The sequence below is a fragment of the Streptomyces sp. NPDC006208 genome, from assembly GCF_040613775.1.
Taxonomy (GTDB): domain Bacteria; phylum Actinomycetota; class Actinomycetes; order Streptomycetales; family Streptomycetaceae; genus Streptomyces.
Genome location: NZ_JBEXSW010000024.1, coordinates 1 through 22,605 on the forward strand (window position 1 = coordinate 1; position 22,605 = coordinate 22,605).

The following is a 22,605-nucleotide window of genomic DNA, read 5'->3' on the forward strand; positions in this document are numbered from 1 at the left end:
CGGCGCTGCCCGGCGACCCAAAGCCCCACCGGCCGCAGAGGAAAGACGCCCTGCCCGGCAACGACCGGAGGCCCGCAAAGCACGGCTCCCCGCCGAGAACGACCGGCGGCCCGCGGGCGGGCGACCTCGTGAGGGGGACGGGGTCGCGCGGAGAGGGGTGCCCGGATGTGACGGGACGTCAGGCATCATGGGAAAGCAGTCCGGGTCGCCTCGCACCTCGGCGGCAAACGCGCGATGGCCGGCCAGCTCCCCAGCTGACCGGCCAAACGCTGCCGTCCGCCGCACCCCCGTCCCCACGGGGTTGTTGGCCGGATGTCCCCGACCCGGACCGCTCTTCCGGGTCCGGGGCGCCCTTCAGCGCCCCAGCATCACGCCCACGGACGACGCCTGTGTGACCACCGCATCCCAGCCGCCGAAGACGACCACGAGCAGGGCCGCGAGAGGGAGGACCATGGCCGTCGCCACCAGCGGGTGGCGCCTGCCGGACGGGCTGACGCCGAACGCGGTGAAAGCCCTGCGTCCTTGCGTGCGGATCATCGTCCGCGAAGCCGTGTCCGCCATGGTCCTTCTCCTGTCGTGGTTGGCAGCGGCGGGTGTCTGACCTCGGGGGACGAGTGCTGCACCCGCCGCTTGACATCAACATTAGGGAAACGACAATCCCCGGGCGTCATGCCCGAGTCCCGATTACCGGGCCTCCCGGAGGATGAGCCGTCAACCGGCGGCGTACTCCCCTGGGTGGAGACGCGGTCGCGGGACTTGGGGTCTTCCCGGAGGGGACACTCAGTCCTCCGAGGCGTCGTCGCGCGGAACGGGTTGTTCCACCAATGCCAGGACCCGGTTGGCCATGAACCGCGCCGTGCGCACCACTGATCCGGAACGCGTGACTTCGCTCACTTCGACCACCCCTCTGCGCACCGCCGTCTCGACCCGCCGGCCTGCCCTGCTTGCCACCACTTCGTAGGTCCGAGTGGTGTCTCCCGCGTCCACCACTATCTCCACGCGGTCACCCTTCATCGATCCAATCCCCCTTCTGCGACTGACCGTTGAGATCTCGCACGGGTCCGGGGCGCTGGATCCGCCGTCCCCTGACCACTCCTCAAGTTTCGCACCCGGCACTGACAATCGATGGAATCGCGAGGGCGCGGCCTATGAGCACACCGGCGCGCCGATACGTAAGCTGTGCCACGTCAAGCGACGGCGACCGGGCAGCGGGGTGGGGCACCCCACCGTAGGTAGGGGACGGACATGGCGATGATGCGGCTCCGGCGCGAGGACCCGCGTGTTGTCGGTTCGTTCAGGCTGCACCGGCGCCTCGGCGCGGGGGGCATGGGTGTCGTCTATCTGGGATCCGACCGCCGTGGGCAGCGGGTCGCTCTCAAGGTGATCCGGCCGGACCTGGCCGAGGACCAGGAGTTCCGGTCGCGGTTCGCGCGCGAGGTGTCGGCCGCCCGCCGTATCCGCGGTGGCTGCACGGCGCGGCTGGTGGCCGCCGATCTGGAGGCGGACCGCCCCTGGTTCGCCACCCAGTACGTGCCCGGCCCCTCCCTTCACGACAAGGTGGCCGAGGACGGCCCGCTGCTCGCCGCCGAGGTGGCCGCGATCGGCGCGGCGCTGTCCGAGGGGCTGGTGGCGGTGCACGAGGCCGGTGTGGTCCACCGGGACCTGAAGCCCTCCAACATCCTGCTGTCCCCCAAGGGCCCCCGGATCATCGACTTCGGTATCGCCTGGGCGACGGGCGCCAGCACCCTCACCCATGTCGGCACCGCGGTCGGCTCCCCCGGCTTCCTTGCCCCCGAACAGGTCCGGGGTGCCCTCGTCACCCCGGCCACCGACGTCTTCGCGCTCGGTGCCACGCTCGCATACGCGGCAACCGCCGACTCCCCCTTCGGACACGGGAGTTCGGAGGTCATGCTGTACCGGGTCGTACACGAGGAGCCGCACCTGTACGGGGTGCCCGACGCACTGGCGCCACTGGTGTCGGCGTGTCTGGCGAAGGACCCGGAGGAGCGGCCGAGCACGCTGCAACTGTCCATGCGGCTCAAGGAGATCGCGGCCAGGGAGACGCACGGCCTGACGGAGGCGCGCCCGCCCGCCCAGCGGGACAGGGAGCGGGAGCGTGTCGAGCCGGCGCGGCCGACCGCACGCTACGCGGAGCGCGCGGACCGTACGGAGCGCATGGAGCGGCGTACGGGAGGCTCGTCCGTGCCCCGTCCGCAGCCGTCGTCGCGCCCCAGCGGCTCACGGCCGCAGCCTGCGCGCAACACCAGCCGTCCGAACGGCCGTCCGGGCACCAGACCGGGGGTGCGCACCACGTCGGCCGGACGGCGGCCCGCCAATCCGCGGCTGCTGCGTCAGCGCATCGTGGTGTTCTTCGTCGTCACGCTGATCGTGGCGCTGGGCATCGCCGCCGCCCAGCAGCTGTAGACCGGGCAACGCCTCAGGACCCGGGGCGACCCGTCGCCACCGCGTAGAACGCGACCGCCGCGGCCGCGCCGACGTTGAGCGAGTCCACGCCGTGCGCCATCGGGATGCGCACCCACTCGTCGGCGGCCATCAGGGCCTTGGTGGAGAGGCCGTCGCCCTCCGCGCCGAGCATGAGGGCCACTCGCTCGAGCCGGTGCGGTGCGGCCTCGTCGATCGCCGCCGCCTTCTCGTCGGGGGTGAGGGCGAGCAGCTTGAAACCCGCCTCCCGGACCGCTTCGAGCCCCTTGGGCCAGGTGTCGAGACGGGCGTACGGGACGGAGAACACCGCGCCCATGGAGACCTTGACCGAGCGGCGGTAGAGGGGGTCGGCGCAGTCGGGTGACAGGAGCACGGCGTCCATGCCGAGGGCGGCGGCGCTGCGGAAGATGGCGCCGATGTTGGTGTGGTCGTTGACCGACTCCATGACGACCACCCTGCGGGCCGTACGGAGCAGTTCTTCGGCGGTCGGCAGCGGCTTGCGCTGCATGGAGGCGAGGGCGCCCCGGTGCACGTGGTATCCGGTGACCCGTTCGGCGAGGTCGGGGTGGACCGCGTAGACAGGGGCCGGGACCTCGTCGATGACGTCGCGCATGACATCGACCCACTTGGCGGACAGGAGCATCGAGCGCATCTCGTATCCGGCCTGTTTGGCACGGCGGATGACCTTTTCGCCCTCCGCGATGAACAGGCCCTCGGCGGGCTCGCGCTTGCGGCGCAGCTCGACGTCGGTCAGGCCCGTGTAATCGCTCAGGCGCGGATCGTCGGGGTCCTCGACTGTGATGAGATCGGCCACAGGGTGATACTGCCTTCTTCGGAGTGGGGTGCCAACGGCTCGCGCCGAGATCTGTAACCGCTGGTTACTCGGTCCGGTCCGCGCGGACGCCGACCACATCGCCGACGACGATCACGGCCGGCGGCCGCACGTCCTGCGCCTTCACGGTCTCACCGACAGTGGCGAGGGTGGCGTCCACGCGGCGCTGGGCCGCGGTGGTGCCCTCCTGGATCAGGGCGAGGGGGGTCTCCGGAGCCTTGCCGTGGGCGACGAGGGCCGCGGCGATCGCGCCGATCTTGTCGACGCCCATGAGGATGACGAGGGTGCCGGTCAGCTTGGCCAGCGACTCCCAGTCGACGAGCGAGCGGGGGTCGTCGGGGGCGACATGGCCGCTGACGACGGTGAACTCGTGGGCGACACCGCGGTGGGTGACCGGGATTCCGGCGGCTCCGGGCACCGAGATCGAGCTGGAGATGCCGGGCACGACGGTGCAGGGGATACCCGCCTCGGCGAGCGCCTGGGCCTCCTCCATGCCGCGGCCGAACACGAACGGGTCGCCGCCCTTGAGGCGTACGACCGCCTTGCCGGCCTTCGCGTGCTCGATCAGCGCGTTGTTGATGGCCTCCTGGGCCATGAAGCGCCCGTAGGGGATCTTCGCGGCGTCGATCACCTCGACGTGCGGCGGGAGTTCGTCGAGGAGGTCGCGCGGGCCGAGCCGGTCGGCGATGACGACATCCGCCTCGGCAAGAAGCCGGCGCCCGCGCACGGTGATCAGGTCCGGGTCGCCGGGGCCGCCGCCGACGAGGGCGACGAACGGGGCGCGGCTGCGGTGGTGGGGTGCGGCGAGGCTGCCGTCGCGCAGGCCTTCGACGATCGCGTCGCGGACGGCGGCCGAGCGGCGGGGGTCGCGTCCGGTGAGGACGGCGACGGTGACACCCTCACTGCGGCCGGTGGCCGGTGTCCAGGCGGTGGCGGCCTCGGCGTCGTCGCTGCGTACGCACCAGGTCTTGGTGCGGTCGGCCTCGGCGGAGGCGCGGGCGTTGGCCTCAGAGTCGCTCGTGGCGACGAGGGCGTACCAGGCGTCGGTGATGTCCCCGTCCTCGTACCGCCGCCGGGTCCAGGTGATCTCTCCGGATTCGGCCATCGCCTCCACGGAGGGGGTCGCGGAGGGCGAGATCAGGGTGACGTCGGCGCCGGCGGCGATGAGCGCGGGGAGCCTGCGCTGGGCGACCTGGCCGCCGCCGATGACGACGACGCGCCGCCCGGAGAGGCGGAGACCGACGGGGTAGGCGGGGTGCTCGGCGTGCTCGGCCATGGCGGTGCGGCTCCTCGTGCAGGGCGGTACGTGCGGTACGTATTGAGGCCGCTGCGGCGGTGAAGCGGCTGGTGGGGAGAGGGTAAGGGGCCCTGTGGACACCTTAAGGGTGCGGGCATTTTCCCTGCCCTCCCCCTGCGGCCTGGAGGCCGTGGAAGGTGCCCCGTCCCGTTCCCCGGCGCATCGTCCGGGGGACCGCCACGCGGCTGGCCTTGCCCGGGGTCGGGCAGGTCCAGACCGACCGGCGGTCGAGGACACTCTCCCTACGCCCTGCAGGCTGGGGAGGTACCCCCACCTCAGGCCGTACGGGTGCGGGGGCCTGCCCCCGGACACGGGACGGGCCGGGTGGGGCACAGCTCCACCCGGCGGAGAGTTACTTCTCCGTCACACCCGCCGAGTCGAAGGTCGCGACCTCGTGCATCGCGCGGGCCGCGCTCTGCACCAACGGGAGTGCGAGCAGGGCTCCGGTGCCCTCGCCGAGGCGGAGGTCCAGGTCGACAAGCGGGCGCAGGCCCAGCTTGTTGAGGGCCGCGACATGGCCAGGCTCCGCACTGCGGTGGCCCGCGATGCAGGCGGCCAGCGCCTCCGGCGCGATCGCGCGGGCGACCAGCGCCGCGGCGCCGGCGCTGACGCCGTCGAGGACGACCGGTGTACGCAGGGAGGCTCCGCCGAGGATGAAGCCGACGAGCGCGGCGTGCTCCAGGCCGCCGACCGAGGCCAGTACGCCGAGGGGGTCGGCGGGGTCCGGCCGGTGGAGTTCGAGTGCGCGGCGGACCACGTCCACCTTGCGCGCGTGCATCTCGTCGTTGATGCCCGTGCCCCGTCCGGTGATCTCCGTCGGGTCCGCGTCCGTGTAGACCGAGATCAACGCCGCCGAGGTGGTGGTGTTGGCGATGCCCATCTCACCTGTGAGCAGTGCCTTGTTGCCGGCGGCAACCAGGTCGCGGGCCGTCTCGATGCCGACCTCGATCGCGGCGAGCGCTTCCTCGCGGGTGAGCGCGGGACCGGTCGTGAAGTCGGACGTACCCGGCCTGACCTTGCGCGGCAGCAGGCCGGGGGTGGCGGGCAGGTCTCCGGCGACGCCCACGTCGATCACGCAGACCTCGGCGCCGACCTGGTTGGCGAACGCGTTGCACACCGCGCCGCCGCCGAGGAAGTTGGCGACCATCTGGGCCGTCACCTCCTGGGGCCAGGCCGTGACGCCCTGGGCGTGCACGCCGTGGTCGCCGGCGAAGATCGCGACGGCCGCGGGCTCCGGGATCGGCGGCGGGCACATCCGGGACAGACCGGACAGCTGTGCGGAGATGATCTCCAGCATGCCGAGCGCACCGGCGGGCTTGGTCATCCGCTTCTGGCGCTCCCAGGCCTCGCCGAGCGCCTTCGCGTCCAGCGGGCGGATGTTGGCGACGGTCTCCTGAAGCAGGTCGTGCGGCTCCTCTCCGGGCAGCGCCCGTCGGCCGTACGTCTCCTCGTGGACGACCCACGACAGCGGGCGGCGCTTGGACCAGCCCGCCTGCATCAGCTCGGGGTCCTGCGGGAACTCGTCGACGTAACCCACGCAGAGGTACGCGACCACCTCGAGGTGCTCGGGCAGGCCGAGGGCACGGACCATCTCGCGCTCGTCGAAGAAGCTGACCCAGCCGACACCGAGGCCTTCGGCGCGGGCGGCGAGCCAGAGGTTCTCGACGGCGAGCGCCGACGAGTACGGCGCCATCTGCGGCTGTGTGTGGCGGCCGAGGGTGTGGCGGCCTCCGCGGGTCGAGTCGGCGGTGACGACGATGTTGACCGGCGTGTCGAGGATTGCCTCGATCTTCAGTTCCTTGAACTGCTTGGCCCGGCCCTTGGGCAGCGACTTGGCGTACGCCTCCCGCTGGCGCTGGGCGAGTTCGTGCATCGTGCGGCGCGTCTCGGCGGAGCGGATGACCACGAAGTCCCACGGCTGGGAGTGGCCGACGCTCGGCGCGGTGTGCGCGGCCTCGAGAACGCGCAGCAGCACCTCGTGCGGGATGGGGTCGCTGCGGAAGCCGTTGCGGATGTCGCGGCGCTCGCGCATCACGCGCAGTACGGCTTCGCGTTCGGCGTCGTCGTACGCGGGAGCGGGGCCGGCGTCACCGTCGGGGGCCGGGGGGTCCTCGGCCTCGGCTTCCGGTGCGGCCTCGGAAACGGCGCCCGGCACGGTCTCGGACACGGCGGCGTCCGGTGCCGGCTCGGCTTCCGGTGCGGCCTCGGGCACGGTCTCGGCGGCTGGTTCGGGTGCCGGCTCGGACACGGCGGCGGGCTCCGGCGCCGGGCCCGCGACGGCCTCGGAAACGGGCGCGGCCTCGGTAGCGGGGGCGGCCTCGACCGGGACCTGTGTACCTGACTCGAGATCGGCCACAGGCTCTGCCGCAGCCACGGCCTCAGGCGCGGGCGCTGCTTCGGCCACAGGCTCTGCGGCGGCCATGGCCTCAGGCGCGGGCCCTGCTTCGGCCACTGCCTCAGGACCGGGCACGGCCTCGTCCACCGGCACGGGCACGCCCTCCGGCGCGACCTCGGGCTCCGGCTCCGGCGCGGCCTCGGCCACCGGAACCTCCGCCTCGGTCGCGGCGGTGGTCGCGGTCGCATCCACGAACTGCGGGACCTCTGCGGCGACGGGCTCCGGCTCCGGCGCCTGCTCGGCGGGCCGCTCCACAGCGGACGGGACCTCAGCGGTTTCGGCGGCGAGGGGTGCCGCTGTCTCCGCCACCGCGAGCGGGACCTCCGAGTCGCCGACACGCGGCGCCGGTACGGTCGCCTCGACCGCAGACTCGGCGGCTGCCACGGGCTCCGGCTCGTCGTGGGGCACGACCGTTTCTGCTCCGAACGGCGGCTGCGGGTCCCACGGAATCCCGGCCTGCGGCGGAATTTCACCGAGCTGCGGCCCCGGCAGCACCGCGGCGTCGTCACGCGGCCCGTCGAGGTACTCCAGGCCCATCGTGGGCGGTGCCGGGTTGTTGCGTACGACCATGGCGTGCGGCGGCGTGTCGGCCGGGCCGCGGTCGGCGAGGGAGCGCACGACACCGCCGGAGTTGTCGGGTACCGGAGGGCCCATGTGCAGCGGCCTGCGGGCGGGCGGCGGGGTGGGCATGGCGGAGGTCGCGGCCGCCGGCACTCGTACGGCTCCGAGGTCGACGGCGCCCGAGTCGCGGCCGCCTGCCTCGTGCGCTCCCCTTTCGTGGACGGGCGTCTCGTGGACGGGCATCTCCTGCGCGGCCTGCACGGGAGCCGGCGCCTCGGGGCGCGCCGGCTCCGCCGCGACCGCATCGGTCAGCGGGTCGGGGGCGACGCCCGGCATCACGGACATGGTGCCCTGCGCCTGAAGCAGCGGCTCCGCCGTGTATCCCGACATCTCGGGTGCGACCGGGGGCTGCTGAGCCTCGAACGCGACGTCCGGGGCCGACGGGGCCACGGGAGCTCCCGGAACCGCGTGTGCCACCGCCACGAACTCGGGCGCGGCCGGCGCTGCTGCGTCGGGCCCGGCCGGCTGGGCCGGCTCCGGGGCGACGGGCTGCATGTCCGGCGCGGCCATGGACTGCGGCCCCGCCGTCTGCGCGGGCGCACCGAGCCGGTCCAGCGCCGACTGTGCGGATCCTGTCAGGCCTTGCATCTGAAACTCCGGCTGGTACGCGGTGCTGTGGTACTCGCCGCCCTGGACGTCGGCCGCGTGCCCCGACGCCGCGTACTGCTCGGCGAGCGGTGCACCCGGCAGACCCGGCAGCTGCCCTGTCGGCATCTGGGTCACGGGCGCCCCGGGGGGCATCTGCTGGGGATCGCTCCAGGCGCCTTGCGCACCGGGCATCAGCAGCAGGTCGTCCTCTTCGGGACTGTGCTCGGAGGGGTCGAGGTAGGTGTACGCGCCGGGAGCGGGGATGCCCGGCTGCTCCACCATGCCTGCGTTCTCCGGCAGCCCCTCGCCCGGGATCTGGCCGGTGTCAGTCATGCGCGTACCCCTCGCCCATCGGTTGCTCCTTCGCCCATCGCCCAGGGCGCCCGATCGCGTCGCACCTGACGCCCGTCAACAAGAACGAGCGTGTGCGCCGCGCGGCACGATTGACCCACGGACCCCAAGCAATTGTCGCCGTCGTTCGCCACCGCGACAGTGAGATCCGCCGCGGTCCGCTGTGGGCTGCGCCACGTCGCGCGACCCCCCGGTTTCGACGTACCACATCCTGGGGCCAAAGCGACCCCCTTTTCCGGACATTGACGAACGAATCGACGAACGCCGGGGCGCGGTACAACGATCGGCCAGCCTACCTCGGACCGTCCTGCGACACGGGGCGGGGGCGCGGGTCGGACTGCCGGCCGCAGAGCAGGAAGACGACCGACCGCTCCCGTTCCGACCAGGCGGCGGTGTCCAGTTCGACGGACTGGAGCAGCGCGCATTCGACCGTGTACCCGCCGGCCACCAGGGCGGCGCCGACGGCCTCCGCCTCGTCTCGGGTCGAGGCGTGGGTGACGATGCGCTCCGGCCGCCGGTCGGCGACGGCCGTGACCACGGGTACTCCCCCGCCGCCGATCCGTACGACATCGGGCTCGGGCAGCCGTTCCAGCACGTGGGGCGCGCGTCCGTGCACCACCTGGAGCTGGACGCCGAGGCGCCGGCCCGCCGCCTCGGTCCGGGTGCAGGCGTCGGGGTCGTTGTCGACGGCGATCACCGCGGCGCCGAAGCGGGCCGCTTCGGCGGCCAGCGCGCCGCCGCCGGAGCCGATGTCCCACACCAGATCGCCGACACGGGGCCCGAGCCGTGCCAGCTGGGCGGCGCGCAGCCCGGCCCACTCGCCCTCTCCGGCCGTGGCGGCCGCCGCCTCGTCCGGGGGCAGGGCCCAGCCGCGCGGGGCGGGCGGAAAGCCGGGTTCGCGGCCGGCGATCCAGCCACCGGTGACGGTGCCTCCGGGGCTGCCGCTGCCTCCGATGACGATGACGACATTGGGGTCGCGCCACACATGGTCGACGACCTTGTCGGAGGTGAGGACGGTGACCTGCTCCCGTTCGGTGCCCAGCTCCTCGCAGATCACGAAGGTGCGGTGGACACCGTCGAGCAGCAGGGCGAGTTCTGCGGGGCCCGCGCCCGGGGAGGTGAGGACGGCGACCTTGGTGTGGGCCCGGCACACATTCACGGCCCGCCGCAGGGTCCGGCCGTGGGCGACGACGATCTGGGCGTCGTCCCAGGGCATGCCGGCCCTCGCGAAGGCTGCGGCCACGGCGGAGACGGCGGGGACGACCTCGACCTCCAGACCGTGCTCGGGGGCGCGCAGGGTGCGGACGACACCGAAGAATCCGGGGTCGCCGTCGGCGAGGACGACGGCGCTGCCGCGGTGTCCGGCGATCCTCCGGGCGGCGAGGTCGACGCTGCCGAGCCGGATGCGCTCGGCGCGGGGGGGCACCTCGGGCAGCGCCAGATGGTGGGCCGCTCCGGCCACCAGGGTGGCAGCGGTCAGGGCGGACCTGGCCGCCTGGGTGAGCGGCGAACCGTCCCAGCCGATCACCGTGACCCGGTCGGCCATCGTCGTCAGTCTCCTGGAGTTGTCGCAGGTCGGGGCTCCCGCGGACGCGGGCATGGCGAGCGTACCTGGAGTAGGGGTGACAGGGCCGGGAGCGGGGGTGCCGGGCGGCGTTCCGCCGGGGCGGGTCAGTTCCAGTCGGTGAAGGAGGCGTAGCCCGCCTGCGCCATCGGGTCCACGGCTCCGTCGAGGTCTTCGGGGAGCAGGCTCCAGATGATCAGGTCGGTGCGGATCTCGGTCCACGGGGCGCCGGGGTCGTTGTCGGGCCGGGTGCGCACGATCCAGGCGTTGCGCAGCACGCCCTCACTGATGCAGCCGATCTTCTGGGCGACCTGCTGGGAGGCGGTGTTGTCGGCGGCCGTGCGCAGCTCGATGCGCTCGAACCGCTGGGTGCGGAAGAGCCACCGGGCGACCGCGAGCACGGATTCGGTGGCGTACCCCTCACCGCGTGCCCAGGGCGCGGTGACATAGGCGACCTCGGTGGCGAGGGTGCGCCAGTCGGTGTTCCGCAGATGGACCGTGCCGACGAGCCGCTGGGTGAGGAATTCGGTGACGGCGAGGACGATGCCGCGGCCTTCCGCGCGTTCTGCAGGAGCGATCCTGCGCACCCAGTCCTCGGAGTCCTGCGTCGTGTACGGGTGGGGAACGGAGGTCCAGGCGGTGACCAGTTCGTCGTTCATCATCTCGGTGTGCGCCGCGATGTCGGCCTCCTCGAAGGGGCGCAGCACCAACCGCTCCGTGCTGATGGACACGTCCGGGAAGGTGGTAGTCATGCGCAGCTCCATGCCGAAGACCGTGAGACAAGGGTCGTAGCCGTAAAGGCACAGCATGCAACATCATGTGGCAGGTGTGCATGGCCGGGTACCGGTACGCCGAGGCCCCGCGCACCATGGTCGGTGTGCGGGGCCCGCGTCAAGTGCCGTGACAGCGGCTTTACTTGAGAGTCATGCCGGGCGGGAACCTTACTGCGCGGCACCGAAGGCCGGGATGACCGAGCCCTTGTAGGTGTCCTCGATGTACTGCTTCACCTCGGGGGAGTTGAGGAGCTCCGCGAGCTTCTGCACACGGGCGTCCTTCTCGTTGCCCTTCTTGACGGCGAGGAAGTTGGCGTACGGGTTGCCCTCGGCCTTCTCCAGTACCAGGGCCTCCGTGGCGGGCTCGAGTTCGGCCTCGATGGCGTAGTTGCCGTTGATGACCGCGGCGTCGACGTCGTTCAGGGCGCGGGGCAGCGTGGCGGCCTCCAACTCCTTGAACTTCAGGCCCTTGGCGTCCTCGATGTCGGAGAGCTTGGCGTCGGCGCCGGCGCCGTCCTTGAGGGTGATCAGACCGTTGTCGGCGAGGAGCGCCAGCGCGCGGCCCTCGTTGGTGGTGTCGTTGGGGACGGCGACGGTCTGGCCGGCCTTGATGTCCTTCAGCCCCTTGGCCGACGCGGAGTAGAGGCCGAGCGGCTCCAGGTGGACATCGGCGACCGGAACGATGGTGGTCTTGTTCTTCTTGTTGAAGTCGTCGAGGTACGGCTTGTGCTGGAAGAAGTTGGCGTCGACCTGGCCCTGCTGGGTGGCGGTGTTGGGCAGGACGTAGTCCGTGAACTCCTTCACCTCGAGGTTGAGCCCGGCCTTCTTCGCCAGGTTGTCCTTGACGTAGTTCAGGATGTCGGCGTGCGGCGTCGGGGAGGCGGCGACGACGAGCGCCTTGGACGCGTCGGCGTCGGCGTTGGCGCCGGATCCGGACGCGGCGCCCGGGTCGGAGGCCGTCCCGCAGGCGGTGAGGCCGAGAGCAAGGGCGGCGGTGGCGGCGGCAGCGGCGGTGAGCTTGGTGTTCTTACGCACGAAAAGTGCCTCTTTCTTGTGTGGAACGACGCCCGGACAAGGAGTGCGGGCCCATGGGGAGTGAGGTCTGGAGTCAGCTCGCGGTGCGGCCACGGCGGGCCAGCAGCCGTACGACGCCGTCTCCGATCAGCTGCACCGCTGTGACGATGGCGATCAGGATGACGACGGTGACGAGCATGAACTGGGTCTCGAAGCGCTGGAATCCGTAGGTGACGGCCTTGGATCCGAGGCCTTCGCCGCCGACCGCGCCGGCCATCGCCGAGTACCCGACGAGGACGATCACCGTGGTGGTGACGGCGGAGACGAGCGAGGGCAGGGCCTGCGGGAGCAGCACCTTGCGGATGATCGTGGGGATGGAGCCGCCCATGGACTGGACGGCTTCGATCAGCCCGTGGTCGACCTCCCGGACGGCCGTCTCCACCAGCCGGGCGAAGAACGGGACGGCTCCGACGGCCAGCGGCACGATCATCGCGGTGGGGCCGATGAAGGTCCCGACGACGAGGGTGGTGAAAGGGATCAGCGCGATCAGCAGGATGATGAACGGCAGTGAGCGGCCGATGTTCACGATCACACCGACGGCCTTGTTCACCGGTGTGTTCTGCAGCAGTCCGCCCTTGTCCGTGAGGACGAGCAGCACGCCGAGCGGCAGTCCCCCGATGACGGTGACCAGGGTGGACCACAACACCATGTAGAGGGTGTCGACGGTGCCCTGGCTGAGCAGGGGCTGCATCTCCGACCAGGTCACTTGGCGGTCTCCTTCGTGAGTACCGGACCCTGGGCGGGCAGGGTGATCTTCTCGGCGGGTTCGTCGCCGTCAACGACGTCGACCTGGAGGCCCTGCTCGCGCAGGAAGCCGACGGGGACGACGTTCTCCTCGTAGCGGCCGGGCAGTTCGATACGCATCCGGCCGATCTGCTTGCCGCCGACGGTGTCCATGGCGGCACCGAGGATCGATATGTCGATGTTGTAGGTACGCGAGAGCTGGGAGATCACCGGCTGGGTGGCGGCCTCGCCGTGGAAGGTGACGTCGATGACCGTGCGGTCGGGGCCGGAGGCCTCACCGCCCACCGGGAAGAGCTCGTCGGCGAGTTCGGAGCCGGGGGTTGCGAGCAGTTCGCTGACCGTGCCCGATTCCACGATCCGGCCCTTCTTCATCAGGGCGGCGGAGTCACAGATCGTCTTGACGACGTCCATCTCGTGCGTGATGAGGAGCACGGTCAGGCCGAGCTGCCGGTTGAGGTCGCGCAGCAGCTGGAGGATCGAGCGGGTGGTCTCGGGGTCCAGTGCGCTGGTCGCCTCGTCGGAGAGCAGGACCTTGGGGTCACCCGCGAGCGCCCTCGCGATGCCGACGCGCTGCTTCTGACCGCCGGAGAGCTGGGCCGGATAGGCCTTGGCCTTGTCGGCGAGGCCGACGAGGTCGAGCAGTTCGAGGGCCTTGCGGGAGCGTTCTGCGCCGGAGACGCCGAGAATCTCCAGGGGCAGCTCGATGTTGTCCTTGACTGTGCGCGAGGACAGCAGGTTGAAGTGCTGGAAGACCATGCCGATACGGCTGCGCGCCTCGCGCAGTTCCCTGGAGGCGCGGCGGCCGCGCCCGGCGAGCGCGGTGAGGTCCTGGCCGGCCACGGTCACGGTGCCGGCGGTGGGGCGCTCGAGGAGGTTGACGCAGCGGATGAGCGAGGACTTTCCGGCTCCGCTCTGACCGATGACTCCGAAGACCTCGCCCTCACGGACGTGGAGGTCGACGCCGTCCAGGGCGGTGACTTCGCGGGTTCGGGACTGGTGGGCCCGGTAGATCTTCGTCAGGCCCGTAGTGGTGATCACAGGGTTTCCGTCACTGTCGAGTGCACGGCGAGGTGTCCGCCGGGCACGGGGCATTTCTTCGTTCGGACAGTCGGCGCAGGAGGGCCGGTCCCGGCTCATGGCCGGGGGCGGCGTGTGCGCGGGGGCAGGCCGGTTCCGATGCGTTCCAGGTGGAGCTTCGGACGCGGCGCGGCTGTCGGTCTCGCTTCGGGGCGCGAGGCTCAGGCAGGGGCCCTCAGAAGGCGCACATTCGACACAGACAACGAGCACCGGGCGTCGTGATCGCCTCGGTCGCAAGGGTGCGGCTGCTCGTCCTGGTCATGGCGGCAAGTAAAGCAGACTGCATGCTGAACCTATCTCCGGTGTCCGTATACCGGACGCCGGATGTGCAGTATGTGGACGGATCACTCCGCTGTGGTGATCTCCACGCCATCCACCGTGGCCTGCGCGGACACGGACGAGAGGTCGGGGACGACGATGTCGGCGATCAGTGCCGACGCGGCGTGCGTTGTGGTCAAGGCCACGGTCGTCATACCGGCGGCCCGCCCCGCGGCGAGGCCGGCCGGCGCGTCCTCGAACACGACACAGCGGGCCGGGTCCACGCCCAGGAGCCGGGCGGCGCGGAGATACGGCTCCGGGTCGGGCTTGCCTCGGGTCACGTCGTCGGCGGCGATCATCGCCTTGGGCCGTATGCCCGCCTCCTCGAGGCGGGCCTCGGCCAGCCTGCGGGTCGCAGAGGTGACGACGGCCCAGCGGTCGGCGGGCAGCCGGCCCAGAAGCGCGGCGGTTCCGGGCAGCAGCTGCACTCCCCCGGCGACGTCCTCGACCTCCAGTTGCTCGATGCGGGCCAGGGCTTCGGGGACCACAGCGGGGGGCAGCAGGTCGGCGGCTATCTCCACGGCCGGCCGGCCATGGAGTTCGATACGGGCGAAGTCCTCCGCCGTGATGCCGTACTCGTGCGCCCATCGGGTCCAGCAGCGGTTCACCGACTCCATGGAGGAGACAAGGGTTCCGTCGTTGTCGAACAGGAGCGCTTCGGCGTGGATCTTCATGGTTCCCGACCCTAGGCCAACCCGAGGCGCGGCCTGGTGTCCGGCCCCCTGCGCACCCGGGGCCGGGCGCATCCGGCCCTTCGGCCCGTAATACTCTCGGAGCCATGCTTGACGCCCTGACGGTCGCGGTCGCCGTGGCCGCGACCGCCCTCACCGCGTGGTGCGGCTTCGCCGCCTTCCGCGATCAGCCCACCAAGGACTGGCACTTCATCGGCATGGCCGTGGTGTCGGTGCTCGCCTTCGCGCAGCTGGTGGTGGGGATCGTGCAGCTGGCGAGGGGCGAGAAGGCCGACGAGGGCACCGCGATCTTCCTGGCCTACCTGATCGGGGCCTTCGCCGCAGTGCCGGCGGCCGGCTTTCTGTCGCTGGCCGAGCGCACACGATGGGGATCGGCGACGGTGGCCGCCGGCGCGGTGGTGCTGGCGGTCCTCGAAGTACGCCTCTACGACATCTGGGGAGGCTGACGATGCCGGAGCCGCTCACCGACGGGACGCAGCAGCGGAACGGGCAGAGCGACCGCCCGGAGCGGGCCAGGCTGGTCGGGGGCCCGGGGCTGCTGCTGGTCTGGCTGTACGGAGTGATGTCGGTCGGCGCGGTGTCGCGCTCCGTCTACCAGATCCTGACCGACTTCGGCTCGGCCCCCCTGGCCCATGTGCTCTCCGCGGTCGCGGCCGTCGTGTACGCGTTCATCACCTACACCCTGGTGCGCGGCGGGGAGGCGGCCCGCAGGGCGGCGCTGGTGTGCTGCGCCGCCGAGCTCGCGGGCGTACTGATCGTCGGGACCTGGACCGTCCTCGATCCGTCGGCGTTCCCCGACTCGACCGTGTGGTCCACGTACGGGATGGGCTACCTCTTCATCCCGGTGCTGCTGCCGGTCACGGGCATGCTGTGGCTGCGCCGGGCGCGCAGCCTCGGGGCGTAGCGGCAGGGAGGGTCAGGCGCTGGCCGCGTATGCAGCGGCGGCGGCGTCCTTCTCCAGCGTGACGAGGGTGAGCCGGGGTCCGACCTGCTCGCTGGACACGGGGACGTAGCCGCGGCTGCGGTACAGCCGCAGATTGCCCTCGCTGCGGTGTCCGGTGAACAGCTGGAACCGCTTGGTGCCGGCGTCCCCGGCGAAGCGTGTCTCGATCGCGTCGAGCAGCCGGCCGCCCAGGCCGTGGCGCTGCATCCGCGGATGCACGATGAGCTTGGCGATCCGCGCGGTGCCGGTCTCGTCGACCCTGGCACGCACGGAGGCGACCACTTCGTCCCCGAGCTTGGCCACCAGGGCGTGCCCCTGGGCGATTTCGGCCGTGAGGTCGGCGAGCGACTGGGTGAGGGGCTCGATCCCGTAGTCGCCGTAGAGCTCGGCCTCACTCTGATAGCACAGATACTGCAGCTTGAGGATGTGCTCCGCATCGTGCTCAGCTGCCGCTGAGATGGTCACGCTCATGCCCATGTGCGCATGCCTCCCGCTCACCTGTCCCGCCGGTTGTCTACCGCTCCTTTCCCAAATGTTCAGGAGCTGCAACCTCTGCCGCGAGCATTCTGCGCAAACATCCCAGGCAGCGGGAACGCATGGGCCCCAGACTGCCTTGTGAGATTCCCAACGTCCCTGCGATTTCCCGGTAGGTGGGGTCCTGCGGGGACAGCATCGCGGTCAGCAGCCGGGGGCAGTTCCCGGGGGTGCGGGCCACCGCGGCACGCAGTGTGCGCCGCCGCTCCGCGCGGAGCACGGCCCGCTCCGGGGTGCAGGCCGGGTCGCCGGCGCGATCGGTGGACGGGTCGGTGGTGTAGGGCAGTTCACGCGCGGCCGTGCGGCGGGCGCGTCGCGCCTCCGCCCGTACCGCCGTCTTGACCCAGCGGGCGGTGTCCGGCGGCGGCCCGTCCCCGTCGAGCCGTTCCAGCAGCCGTACCCATACGGCCTGTTCCAGATCGTCCGGTTCGAGTGCGGTGCCGGGGGCCTCGGCCGTGGCCTCGGCGCTGACCAGTGGGCCGAGTGCGCTGACGACATGGGCGGAGGTGCCGACGGCCGGGACGGGGAGCTCATCGAGAACGGTCATGCCCCGCGGGACGTGCCGTCGAGGGCGCTCGGTTGCCCGGCGACGGCACAGTCACCCGTACGGGCGGCGGGTGACCGTGCCGTGGACGCTCGGCGCCCTCGTCGGGACTCAGCCGCGGAAGTCGGCGGCCGCCAGCAGTCCGGTGTCCGGATTGTCGGTGAAGATCCCGTCGATCCCGGTCTTGAAGTACACCTCGAGCGCACCGAACGCGTCGCCGTACGCGTTCGGGTCGGTGCCGCGCCGGAAGTCGGCGGGCAGGAAGCTGTTCTCGTTGCGCAGGGTGTACGGGTGCAGGATCAGACCCTTCGCGTGGGCGTCCCGGACCAGGGTGGTCGGCTCGGTGAGCCTGCCGGTCGCGTCCTTGGGGATGATCAGATCGAGCAGCGGGCCGATTCCCTGTGCGAACGAGGCGATCCACTTCAGCCCGTCGGGCTTGACCAGGTCGGCGACCGTGCGCGGGTCGCCCGACTCACGGAAGTCCCACGGCCGGTCGTCCGGGGTCCACAGCAGGACCACGCGCGGCGTGTCGACGAGCCCGGCCATGCGCTCCATGCTGGTCGGCTCGAAGGACTGCAGGAACTGCGGGGAGTTCGCGCGGTGGCGTCCGTAGCGGCGAAGCAGCCTGGCGAGCCGCTCCTCGAGGCCGAGACCGAGACCCCGGAAGTAGGTGGGGTGCTTGGTCTCCGCATGCAGCCAGACCGGAGCGCCGCGCCGGCGGCCCTCCTTCTCGGCCCAGCGCAGCACCTCCTCGAAGGTGGGCACGGCCCAGCGGCCGTCGTAGAGGGTGTTCTCCTGACGGGTTCCCGGGATGCGCTCCTTGGCGCGCAGCGTCTTCAGCTCGGCGAGCGTGAAGTCCTCGGTGAACCAGCCGGTGATGCTGACGCCGTCCACGGTCTTGGTGGCCTTGCGGGAGGCGAACTCCGGATGGTCGGCCACGTCGGTGGTGCCGGTGATGTCGTTCTCGTGACGGCATACGAGATGGCCGTCCTTGGTGGGCACCAGGTCCTGCTCGATGACATGGGCGCCCATGTCGAGGGCGAGCTGGTACGCGCCGAGCGTGTGCTCGGGCCGGTAGCCGCTGGCTCCGCGGTGGGCGATGACCGTCGGCACGGGCAGATCCCGGTACGACGGCCGGTGGCCTCCGTGGCGCTCACCGGCCGGTGACGCCTGTGCCGTACCCGCCCCCGCACCGACCCCTATCGCGGCGGTGCCGAGAACCGCGGCTCCCAGTACGCTGCGCCGGCCCGGACTGCTGCTCGCACCCTGTGTCATCGAGTTCCTCCGTGTGATGTCCCGCACCTGTCAGGCGGAGGCCTGATGGTAGGCAACTACGCCTTACCTACGGCGGATCCTGGGCCAACACCGTGAAAACACGGGTCAACACTGCGTATCTCCTGCGTGAACCCGACGTGCGAGGGGGTATGACCCGCGAGTATCGTCCTCACCTGCATGGACTTCTCGGCCGCCGCACACTGTGCCGGCCGTGGACCTCCCGCCGGCCCCTGATTGATCCGTCCCTGACACCGGAGGACCCGTTGTCCCGCTTGTCGCTCATCAAGGCAGTGCTCGGGCCGATCCTGCGCCTGATGTTCCGGCCCCGCGTGGAAGGCGTCGAGAACATCCCCGGGACGGGAGCGGTGATCCTCGCCGGCAATCACCTGACCTTCATCGACTCGATGGTCCTGCCGCTCGTGTGCGACCGGCCGGTCTACTTCATCGGCAAGGACGAGTACGTCACCGGCAAGGGCATCAAGGGCCGGCTCATGGCCTGGTTCTTCACCGGCGTCGGCATGATCCCGGTGGACCGCGACGGCGCGAACGGCGGTGTGGCCGCGCTGATGACCGGCCGACGCGTCCTGGAGGAGGGCAAGGTCTTCGGCATCTACCCGGAGGGCACCCGCTCCCCCGACGGCCGGCTCTACCGCGGCCGTACGGGCATCGCGCGGCTGACGCTGATGACAGGTGCGCCGGTGGTGCCGTTCGCGATGATCGGCACCGACAAGCTCCAGCCGGGCGGCGCGGGTCTGCCGCGCCCGGGCCGGGTGACGGTCCGCTTCGGCAAGGCGATGGAGTTCTCCCGGTACGAGGGGATGGACCGGGACCGCTATGTGCTGCGCGCCGTCACGGACTCGGTGATGGCCGAGGTGATGCAGCTGTCCGGCCAGGAGTACGTGGACATGTACGCGACGAAGGCCAAGGCTGCGTAATCCCCGCGTGGGACCTGAGGTGGCCCCCGGTGCCGTGTGCACCGGGGGCCACCTCGTTGTCCGCGTCAGTGCTCGATGCCGACCGTGTCAGTGCTCGATGCCGTCGGCCAGCTTCTGGCCGCGCAGCAGGAACCAGGCGGCGACGGCGGTGGTGAGCAGTACCGCCGCGCCGACGCCCGTGGCGAGCCGCAGCCCGTCCACGAAGGCGTCCTGGGCGGCGGTGATCAGCTCCGCGCCCTGCTGCTGCGGCAGTGCGGCTGCCGCCTCGACGGCCCCGCCGAGCGACTCGTGCGCGGCGGATGCCGGCCCGGCCGGCACACCGGCCGGGGTGGCGAAGTCGCGGTAGGCGCCGGTGACGATCGAGCCGAGCAGGGCGATGCCGAGGGCCGCTCCGAGTTCGTACGCCGTCTCGGACACCGCGGAGGCGGATCCCGCCTGCTCCTTGGGGACGCTGGAGAGGATGACGTCCGCCGTGACGGTGAACGAGAACCCGGCGCCGATTCCGACGACGAGCAGGGCCGCGCCGAGCAGCGGGTAGCCGGTGGACCGGTCGACCAGGGTCATCACGGCCAGAGCGATGCCCACGGCGGCAAGGCCCGCGGCCACCACGGACCGGACGGAGAACCGCCGGGCGACCGTACCCGCCATCAGACCGGTGACCACCGCGCCGATGGCGGCGGGCAGTTCCGCGAGCCCGGCCTCGAACGGCTGCCGTCCCTGGACCAGTTGCAGGAACTGGGACAGGAAGAACACCAGGCCGGACAGGCCGAGGATGGTCAGCAGATCCGCGAGGACCGCGCCGGAGAAACCCGGGTGCCGGAACAGCCGCATGTCGAGCAGCGGCGCCGGAAGCGTGAGCTGCCTGCGGACGAATCCGTACAGGGCGACGGCACCGATCAGGGCGGCCACGCCGGCATCCAAGCCCGGCCCATGGGTGGCGGCCTCCTTGATGGCGTAGACGATGCCGACCACACCGATGAGGGACAGCACGACACTGATGAGGTCCCAGGGCCCGGCGACCCGGTTCTTGGACTCGGGCAGCAGCCTGATGCCGACGATCACCAGCACCGCCATCACGGGCAGGTTGATCAGGAAGACGGAGCCCCACCAGAAGTGCTCGAGCAGAAAGCCGCCGACGACGGGGCCCACAGCCGCGCCGGCGGAGGCCATCGCGCCCCAGATGCCGATGGCGAGGCTGCGTTCCTTCGGGTCGTGGAAGATGTTGCGGATCAGCGCCAGCGTGGACGGCATCAGGGTCGCTCCCGCGACACCGAGCAGCGCCCGGGCGAAGATCATCATTTCGGGGCTGGTGGCGTACGCGTTGAGCACGGAGACGGCACCGAAGGCGACGGCCCCGGTCAGCAGCAGCTTCTTGCGGCCGATCCGGTCTCCGAGGCTGCCCATGGAGACGAGCAGGCCCGCGATGACGAACGAGTAGATGTCGCCGATCCACAGCAGCTGCGTGCCGGTCGGCTGGAGGTCCTCGCTGAGGAACGGGGTGGCGAGGCCGAGCACAGTGGCGTCGACGGCCACCAGCAGAACGGCGAGCACCAGGACAGCGAGCGCCAGCCAGCGCCCGGGGCGGTACAGGATGTCATCCGTCCCGCTCGTACGCTGGACGGTACTGCTGGTCATTTCTCCACACTCCGTCGTGCTCCGCCGAGCAGCAGCTCGGCGATCATGTACTGGAAGTCCTTCTTGGCGACCCGGCCGTCCATCACGGCCCAGGCGCAGCTGCCCATGAGGCCGTAGAGCGCCTCGGTGAGCCACGCGGGTGTGAGGTCGATGCGGAACTCGCCCTGTTCCTGGCCGCGCCGGAACAGCGCCGAGACCCGGGCGTCGAGCCGGGACCAGCCCTCGTTGACCTGGTCGCCCTCGAACAGCTGGTTCTCGGTGACGAGGAAGGCCAGCAGATCGGCGGCGGGCTCCATCTCGGCGATGAGCCGCCGCAGCGCGTCGCTCGCGCCGCCCGTCTCGAGACCGGCCCGGTCCAGGGCGGCCTCGAACTCCTGGATCCCGAACTGCTCCAGCGCCTTGACCAGCGCGTCCCGCCCGGCGAAGTGCCGGTGCAGGGTGGCGCGGCCGATACCTGCGGCCCGGGCGACCTCGTCCATGGTGGCGGTCGACCGACGGGACAGCAGGGCGGCGGCGGTGCGCAGCACGTGTTCACGATCCATGGCCATGAGACAACCATACCTCATGTGAGACACTGATGTCTCATTCAATGCATGAGTGTCCCACTGTTGCCGCAGATTCTCAGGCTGCACCACCGGCGGCGTCCGCTCTCGTCGAGGAACAGCCACCCGCACTCCGGGCCGGGGCAGGCACGGACCGTGAAGCGCCTCGGGTCTGCCAGCAGATCCGCGGCGCTGCGGGCGACGCACCACAGGGGCAGCAGCAGGCCGGCGGAGGGGGTGGTCCGCCAGCGGCCGAGGCCGTCCTCGCCCCGGGTGAACACAGCGGAGCCGGCGGCGTCCTCGGCGACAGAGGCCACCGCTGCGAAGGCCCGGACATCGTCCGGGTCGGTCAGACAGGTGTACAGCCGACTGCGGAATTCCCGGGCCCGCTCCAGCACGGCAGCGGCCTCGGTAGGGTGCTCGGCCGCCTGCCTGAGCAGCCCTGCAACCACCCATTCCTCCGCCAGACCGTGATGGCCGGCCCACACGGCGAGCGTGGCGTAACGGCGCAGCCAATCCGAGCCGGGTCTCTTCGGGCCGCCCCAGCCGGCGTACGTGTTGCAGAACTCCAGCGCGGGATGCCCGCTGGTGATCCAGGGCAGCCACTCGTCGCCCACCCGTACCGCGTGGACGGGCACGGACGGCAGGATCAGCCCCGGATCCGCGCGCAGAATGCGGTCGTGCAGGGTCGCCAGTTCCGGGCCGGGCTCGATGCCGAGTCCGCCCACGAGCGCCTGGCGCGTGCGGCGGTACAACTGCAGGGCATCGGCCTGTCGGCCGCTGCGGTACAGCGCGGTCATCTGGACCGCGACCAGTCGTTCGCGCTCGGGGTGGAGCGGGACCAGCGACGTCAGATCCGCCACGACGCGGTCGTGCAGCCCCAGGCTGAGCTGCGCATCGGCGCGCTGCTCGAACGCGGACAGCCGCAGCTCCTCGAGCGGGCCGCCGAGCCGGTCACGCAGGGGCCCGTCGGCAACATCGGCGAGCAGTGGGCCGCGCCACAGACCGAGCGCCAGGTCGTAGAGGCGCACACGGTGCGCCCGGTCGCCCGCCGCGGCGGCCTGCTGGACAAGGCTGCTGAACTCGCGGGCGTCGATCTCGTGGGTGCCGGGCCCGACGCTGTAGCCGTCGTGCCGGGTCTCGACCTCGAGGCCGTACGGGGCCAGGGCGGCACGCAGGCGGCCGATGTAGGTGTGGACCGTTCCCCTGGCGGCGGCCGGCGCATCCCCGTCCCACAGGAGGTCGATGAGGCGCGCGGTGGTCACCACGCGGCCCGCGTGCAGCAGAAGGATCGACAGCAGACAGCGCTCCTGGCGGCGGCTGCCCACCAGGACCCGCTGTCCGTCGTGGCGGGCCTCGAAAGGTCCGAGCAGCTGGAACTCCATGGCTGCGGCGAGCCTAACCGGGCGGGGCGGGCCGGTCCCAGCCG

21 protein-coding genes are annotated in these 22,605 nt (G+C 71.5%); 4 read left to right on the top strand and 17 right to left on the bottom strand.

What is annotated here, in order from left to right; all coding sequences use genetic code 11:
* Positions 1-354: 354 nt before the first annotated feature.
* The gene (locus ABZ208_RS20530) at positions 355-561 is read right to left on the bottom strand and encodes a hypothetical protein (protein ID WP_328402751.1); all 207 of its coding nucleotides are present in this window, start codon (positions 559-561) and stop codon (positions 355-357) included.
* Positions 562-780: 219 nt separating this feature from the next.
* Complete coding sequence (locus ABZ208_RS20535; RefSeq protein WP_328402749.1) at positions 781-1,014, bottom strand: hypothetical protein; 234 nt, start codon at positions 1,012-1,014, stop codon at positions 781-783.
* Positions 1,015-1,245: 231 nt separating this feature from the next.
* Between ABZ208_RS20535 and ABZ208_RS20540 the strand changes: the two genes are divergently transcribed.
* Positions 1,246-2,424 (top strand): protein kinase, encoded by a 1,179-nt coding sequence (locus ABZ208_RS20540; protein WP_356910896.1) that lies wholly within the window; start codon positions 1,246-1,248, stop codon positions 2,422-2,424.
* 13 nt (positions 2,425-2,437) lie between these two features.
* On the opposite strand, the gene ABZ208_RS20545 is transcribed toward ABZ208_RS20540, so the two are convergent.
* From ABZ208_RS20545 to ABZ208_RS20585, 9 genes are all read right to left on the bottom strand, one after another.
* Positions 2,438-3,256 (bottom strand): RNA methyltransferase, encoded by an 819-nt coding sequence (locus ABZ208_RS20545; RefSeq protein WP_328402745.1) that lies wholly within the window; start codon positions 3,254-3,256, stop codon positions 2,438-2,440.
* Positions 3,257-3,320: 64 nt separating this feature from the next.
* Positions 3,321-4,550 (bottom strand): uroporphyrinogen-III C-methyltransferase, encoded by a 1,230-nt coding sequence (gene cobA / locus ABZ208_RS20550; RefSeq protein WP_356910897.1) that lies wholly within the window; start codon positions 4,548-4,550, stop codon positions 3,321-3,323.
* 373 nt (positions 4,551-4,923) lie between these two features.
* Positions 4,924-8,508, bottom strand: coding sequence for a nicotinate-nucleotide--dimethylbenzimidazole phosphoribosyltransferase (cobT, locus tag ABZ208_RS20555; RefSeq protein WP_356910898.1), 3,585 nt, complete (start codon positions 8,506-8,508; stop codon positions 4,924-4,926).
* 310 nt (positions 8,509-8,818) lie between these two features.
* On the bottom strand, positions 8,819-10,072 hold the full coding sequence (gene cbiE / locus ABZ208_RS20560) for a precorrin-6y C5,15-methyltransferase (decarboxylating) subunit CbiE (protein ID WP_356911000.1): 1,254 nt from the start codon (positions 10,070-10,072) through the stop codon (positions 8,819-8,821).
* A 125-nt stretch (positions 10,073-10,197) separates the two neighbouring features.
* Positions 10,198-10,899: a GNAT family N-acetyltransferase gene (locus ABZ208_RS20565; RefSeq protein WP_356910899.1), complete on the bottom strand. Its 702-nt coding sequence runs from the start codon at positions 10,897-10,899 to the stop codon at positions 10,198-10,200.
* A 132-nt stretch (positions 10,900-11,031) separates the two neighbouring features.
* Positions 11,032-11,898: a MetQ/NlpA family ABC transporter substrate-binding protein gene (locus tag ABZ208_RS20570; RefSeq protein ID WP_356910900.1), complete on the bottom strand. Its 867-nt coding sequence runs from the start codon at positions 11,896-11,898 to the stop codon at positions 11,032-11,034.
* A 73-nt stretch (positions 11,899-11,971) separates the two neighbouring features.
* A complete protein-coding gene (locus ABZ208_RS20575; RefSeq protein ID WP_356910901.1) occupies positions 11,972-12,643 on the bottom strand; it encodes a methionine ABC transporter permease in 672 nt (223 codons plus the stop codon).
* Complete coding sequence (locus tag ABZ208_RS20580; protein WP_356910902.1) at positions 12,640-13,719, bottom strand: ATP-binding cassette domain-containing protein; 1,080 nt, start codon at positions 13,717-13,719, stop codon at positions 12,640-12,642. The genes ABZ208_RS20575 and ABZ208_RS20580 overlap by 4 nt, the downstream gene beginning before the upstream one ends.
* A 383-nt stretch (positions 13,720-14,102) precedes the next feature.
* Positions 14,103-14,750, bottom strand: coding sequence for an HAD-IA family hydrolase (locus ABZ208_RS20585; protein ID WP_356910903.1), 648 nt, complete (start codon positions 14,748-14,750; stop codon positions 14,103-14,105).
* 104 nt (positions 14,751-14,854) lie between these two features.
* On the opposite strand from ABZ208_RS20585, the gene ABZ208_RS20590 reads away from it, so the two are divergent.
* Positions 14,855-15,214 carry a hypothetical protein gene (locus ABZ208_RS20590; RefSeq protein ID WP_328402729.1) on the top strand — a complete coding sequence of 120 codons (360 nt, stop codon included), beginning with the start codon at positions 14,855-14,857 and terminating at the stop codon, positions 15,212-15,214.
* 2 nt (positions 15,215-15,216) lie between these two features.
* On the top strand, positions 15,217-15,672 hold the full coding sequence (locus tag ABZ208_RS20595; RefSeq protein WP_356910904.1) for a hypothetical protein: 456 nt from the start codon (positions 15,217-15,219) through the stop codon (positions 15,670-15,672).
* A 12-nt stretch (positions 15,673-15,684) separates the two neighbouring features.
* On the opposite strand, the gene ABZ208_RS20600 is transcribed toward ABZ208_RS20595, so the two are convergent.
* From ABZ208_RS20600 to ABZ208_RS20610, 3 genes are all read right to left on the bottom strand, one after another.
* On the bottom strand, positions 15,685-16,188 hold the full coding sequence (locus tag ABZ208_RS20600) for a GNAT family N-acetyltransferase (RefSeq protein WP_356910905.1): 504 nt from the start codon (positions 16,186-16,188) through the stop codon (positions 15,685-15,687).
* Between the two features lie 37 nt (positions 16,189-16,225).
* A complete protein-coding gene (locus ABZ208_RS20605; RefSeq protein WP_356910906.1) occupies positions 16,226-16,792 on the bottom strand; it encodes a sigma-70 family RNA polymerase sigma factor in 567 nt (188 codons plus the stop codon).
* Between the two features lie 108 nt (positions 16,793-16,900).
* A complete protein-coding gene (locus tag ABZ208_RS20610) occupies positions 16,901-18,064 on the bottom strand; it encodes a glycerophosphodiester phosphodiesterase (RefSeq protein ID WP_356910907.1) in 1,164 nt (387 codons plus the stop codon).
* Positions 18,065-18,309: 245 nt separating this feature from the next.
* Between ABZ208_RS20610 and ABZ208_RS20615 the strand changes: the two genes are divergently transcribed.
* The gene (locus ABZ208_RS20615) at positions 18,310-18,999 is read left to right on the top strand and encodes a lysophospholipid acyltransferase family protein (RefSeq protein WP_356911001.1); all 690 of its coding nucleotides are present in this window, start codon (positions 18,310-18,312) and stop codon (positions 18,997-18,999) included.
* Between the two features lie 87 nt (positions 19,000-19,086).
* Here the strand turns inward: ABZ208_RS20615 and ABZ208_RS20620 are convergent, their stop codons facing one another.
* Genes ABZ208_RS20620 through ABZ208_RS20630 form a run of 3 tightly spaced genes read right to left on the bottom strand, consistent with a single transcriptional unit; the run spans position 19,087 to position 22,561 of the window.
* Positions 19,087-20,634 carry an MFS transporter gene (locus ABZ208_RS20620; protein ID WP_356910908.1) on the bottom strand — a complete coding sequence of 516 codons (1,548 nt, stop codon included), beginning with the start codon at positions 20,632-20,634 and terminating at the stop codon, positions 19,087-19,089.
* Positions 20,631-21,182, bottom strand: coding sequence for a helix-turn-helix domain-containing protein (locus ABZ208_RS20625; protein WP_356910909.1), 552 nt, complete (start codon positions 21,180-21,182; stop codon positions 20,631-20,633). The genes ABZ208_RS20620 and ABZ208_RS20625 overlap by 4 nt, the downstream gene beginning before the upstream one ends.
* Positions 21,183-21,220: 38 nt before the next feature.
* Complete coding sequence (locus ABZ208_RS20630; protein WP_356910910.1) at positions 21,221-22,561, bottom strand: BTAD domain-containing putative transcriptional regulator; 1,341 nt, start codon at positions 22,559-22,561, stop codon at positions 21,221-21,223.
* Positions 22,562-22,605: the final 44 nt, after the last annotated feature.